This window comes from Shewanella sp. SM73 (assembly GCF_025653795.1).
GTDB lineage: Bacteria > Pseudomonadota > Gammaproteobacteria > Enterobacterales > Shewanellaceae > Shewanella > Shewanella oncorhynchi.
The window spans coordinates 1-3,153 of the sequence record NZ_JAKKRY010000031.1; the positions used below are offsets into that span (position 1 = coordinate 1).

The window sequence follows — 3,153 nt, forward strand, 5'->3', positions numbered from 1 at the left end:
TGGTTCATGCGTTTTGCGTGGACACTGGTTGGGGGGTGGCGCTCTTTATACTTGATACATACAAACAAAGTGGGTACAACTAGTGCAACGAAAGGAAGGAAAAACTATGGCTTCAGAAAGAACGAAGCCTCTAACAGATTCAGTTGCTTTGGCGGGCGAACTATCTGAGAGAGGCTCTTTGACTGATGATTTACCGAAACGCATCGAGAGATACGGCAAGGCAAAGCATCGCACAAAGCAAAATATACAATACCTGAGTGGTTCTGTCGAACATATCGACCCCGCTACGGGTGAATATTTTTACGGTGATACAGGGCGTCTCCAGCGTCGTCTGGAGGATTGCGGTAACTGGTTAGTCTTTAGGAATTACTACACGGTCGGGGAAACCCGGCTTGCTAAAGCGAGGTTCTGCATGAAACACCTTCTATGCCCCTTGTGCGCTATCAGGAGAGGCGCAAAGAGTTTAGCGGCATATCTTGACCGCTTTAACGAGATAACCTCCCAAAATCCTCGTTTGGTGCCTTATTTGCTAACTTTAACCGTTGCTAACGGTGAAGATTTGCAAGAACGCTTTGACCATCTAGTTAGCTCATGGAAAACATATCAAGATCGTCGACGCCAGTATTTCAAACGTAATCGTGGTTTTAACGAGCTTTGCAAGGTCGAAGGGGCTGTATTCAGCTATGAGTTTACCTATAGCGAGAAGGGTTGGCATCCGCACATTCATGCGATTGTTTTGGTTGACCCTGACCAGTTAATTGACTTCGATTTTAAGGCGTCCGGTCTTAAAAAATCACAAAGCCGGTTGTCCCAAGAATGGCTTTCCATAACCGGTGATTCTTCAATCGTAGATTGCCGCCCAATTGATACCCAAGACCCCGCAAAGTCCTTTGCGGAGGTGTTTAAATATGCGCTTAAGTTCTCAGATTTGCCGCCAAAGGAAAACTTCCTTGCCTATACGATTTTGAAGGGAAAACGCCTTCAAGGCTCATTCGGCCTATTTTGGGGCGTTAGCGTTCCAGACAAACTGACAGATGATCTCTTACCTGACGAACTCCCTTACATCGAGTTGTTTTACAAGTACACCAACGCAGGTTATACGGTCACGCATCATCACCACCACACGGGCGGGGAACGTCCAGAGGTTCGGATTATCAGCCCATTGGATGAACGGTCAGATGATGCACTTGCCAAAGCTGAGAAATATCGATCTAATGCGTGGTGGCTAGTTGAGAAACGCGAGAGGGAAGCACAATGAAAACCTTTGAGGGTAACAACGGCCTGACATACCTTTGGGAAGAAGGCTCCGACACCATTGAGGAAGTCGAATCAACCATGATTTACGAGCTGGAAACCCCAGATGAACAGGGAGTACAAGAATTTCTATCATGGCTCTAGAGCGATAGAAGAGATGGGAAGGGACCCGTTACGGGAAGGGCCCCATCGATGAATCGCCTGGGAGCAGAGCAGCAACTCCACTCCCAGGCTAACACAACCAACTATGTGGAGTTGATTATGCCTAACGCGAATCTTACCTTAGAACGTGCTCATGAGTTAGTGAATGACGCTGAGCAAATGGCCTTAGCCTTGATAATGTTACAAAATCAAAGCCTCAAGCCCGAAGAATTTCATACCCTCTGCCTCCCCTTGCTCGAAAAGCTAAATAGCGACCTTCAAGAAGCCTCTAGCCTGATACTTGTAAACAGATATCAAGGGGGGATGGGGGAAGCCCCCATGCTAAGCGCTCTTAGCCCCTTGCCCTGCTAGACGCTTTTACAGCGAAACCCTCAGCACTGCAGGAGCCAAACGGCCGTAGGCAAAACCAGCTTACAGGCCGTTTTTTATTGCCTAAGCGCGTAAGCGGCGAAGCCTGAGCAAGCGATGCGCGAGGGCAATAAAATCGTTAAACCAATTCTGATAAATGAAACCCCGCAAAATCAGCCCTGATAAGCGCTCTAGGTGAATACAAGTCTTCACCTAGAGCGCTCATCCTCATTTTTTTGCTCGTGATGCCAGATTAGAAACTTGCCTAAACATCAAGTTGAGCATATTCTAGATTTCAAGCTGAACTTCCAGCTAAAAACCCAAACAGAACCTATACGGAATTTTGAAAAATGAAACTTAAATCAAACGCGGGTCAGCTCGTCAAAGACTTTTACGATTCAGAAGCACATGGAGGCTTTGAAGAAGCTATGGAAACTAAAATCACCGTACGAATGAAAGCCTCTAGCGCTAGCATGTTTACCGCACTGGCCGCACGTTTTAACACCACTCGTTTCAACATCCTTCAGACCATCCTTGATGCTGCCGCTGAGGATATGTTCTCAGCCCTTAGCGAAACAGACCGTCTTGAGCTTGCCGCTATTGCCGACAAAGAAACCACTGAACACCTGTTTAAAAATGGTGTTACTCATATGGCCAGCGCTGGCTGGGCAGGCGCTTTTGAAAATGAAGATGCCACTTGGCGCAACTTCCTCACTCCTGAGCAGATGAATGCTTATCTGGAGAAAGCTGGGATGATTGACCCCAATGGCAAACCATTAGAGGCCGACAAGAAATGAGTATGCTAACCATGAACGGCCAACTGCTTAACATCTACGTTTCGCCCAAAGGCCAAAACAAAGCAGGAGAGGACTTCGGTGGACAAGATAAAATCCAGCTTTTGGGTGATGTTTCACTTCCGAATGGTGAAACACGCAAAGACATGTTCACGCTTACAGCGCATAACGTGTCAGATTTTAATCAGCACATCGGCAAGGAAATCACAGTTCCAGTTGGCGCAATTGCCAATGGCAAGGTAGTGACTTTCTTCATTCCTAAAGGCTCAGTTCCTACCGTTAAGACCGTTCCTATTCAGAACCCTTCGAATCGCTCTGCAAGCATCTAGAAGCCCCGCCCAGCCTGTGGTTCATGCGTTTTGCGTGGACACTGGTTGGGGGGTGGCGCTCTTTATACTTGATACATACAAACAAAGTGGGTACAACTAGTGCAACGAAAGGAAGGAAAAACTATGGCTTCAGAAAGAACGAAGCCTCTAACAGATTCAGTTGCTTTGGCGGGCGAACTATCTGAGAGAGGCTCTTTGACTGATGATTTACCGAAACGCATCGAGAGATACGGCAAGGCAAAGCATCGCACAAAGCAAAATATACA

Annotated in this window: 5 protein-coding genes; all 5 read left to right on the plus strand. The window is 47.1% G+C overall.

Going from position 1 to position 3,153, the window contains the following annotated elements; genetic code table 11:
- Positions 1-106 precede the first annotated feature (106 nt).
- The 5 genes from L5M51_RS22630 (at position 107) to L5M51_RS22650 (ending at position 2,887) form a co-directional block, all read left to right on the plus strand.
- The gene (locus tag L5M51_RS22630) at positions 107-1,258 is read left to right on the plus strand and encodes a protein rep (RefSeq protein WP_263174794.1); all 1,152 of its coding nucleotides are present in this window, start codon (positions 107-109) and stop codon (positions 1,256-1,258) included.
- Positions 1,255-1,398 (plus strand): hypothetical protein, encoded by a 144-nt coding sequence (locus L5M51_RS22635; protein ID WP_263174798.1) that lies wholly within the window; start codon positions 1,255-1,257, stop codon positions 1,396-1,398. Before L5M51_RS22630 ends, L5M51_RS22635 begins: the two co-directional genes overlap by 4 nt.
- A gap of 48 nt (positions 1,399-1,446) precedes the next feature.
- Positions 1,447-1,767 carry a hypothetical protein gene (locus L5M51_RS22640; protein WP_263174801.1) on the plus strand — a complete coding sequence of 107 codons (321 nt, stop codon included), beginning with the start codon at positions 1,447-1,449 and terminating at the stop codon, positions 1,765-1,767.
- Between the two features lie 347 nt (positions 1,768-2,114).
- Entirely contained in the window at positions 2,115-2,561 is a 447-nt protein-coding gene (locus L5M51_RS22645; RefSeq protein ID WP_263174804.1) for a hypothetical protein, read from the plus strand.
- 11 nt (positions 2,562-2,572) lie between these two features.
- Complete coding sequence (locus L5M51_RS22650; RefSeq protein ID WP_263174808.1) at positions 2,573-2,887, plus strand: hypothetical protein; 315 nt, start codon at positions 2,573-2,575, stop codon at positions 2,885-2,887.
- The last annotated feature ends 266 nt before the right edge of the window (positions 2,888-3,153 follow it).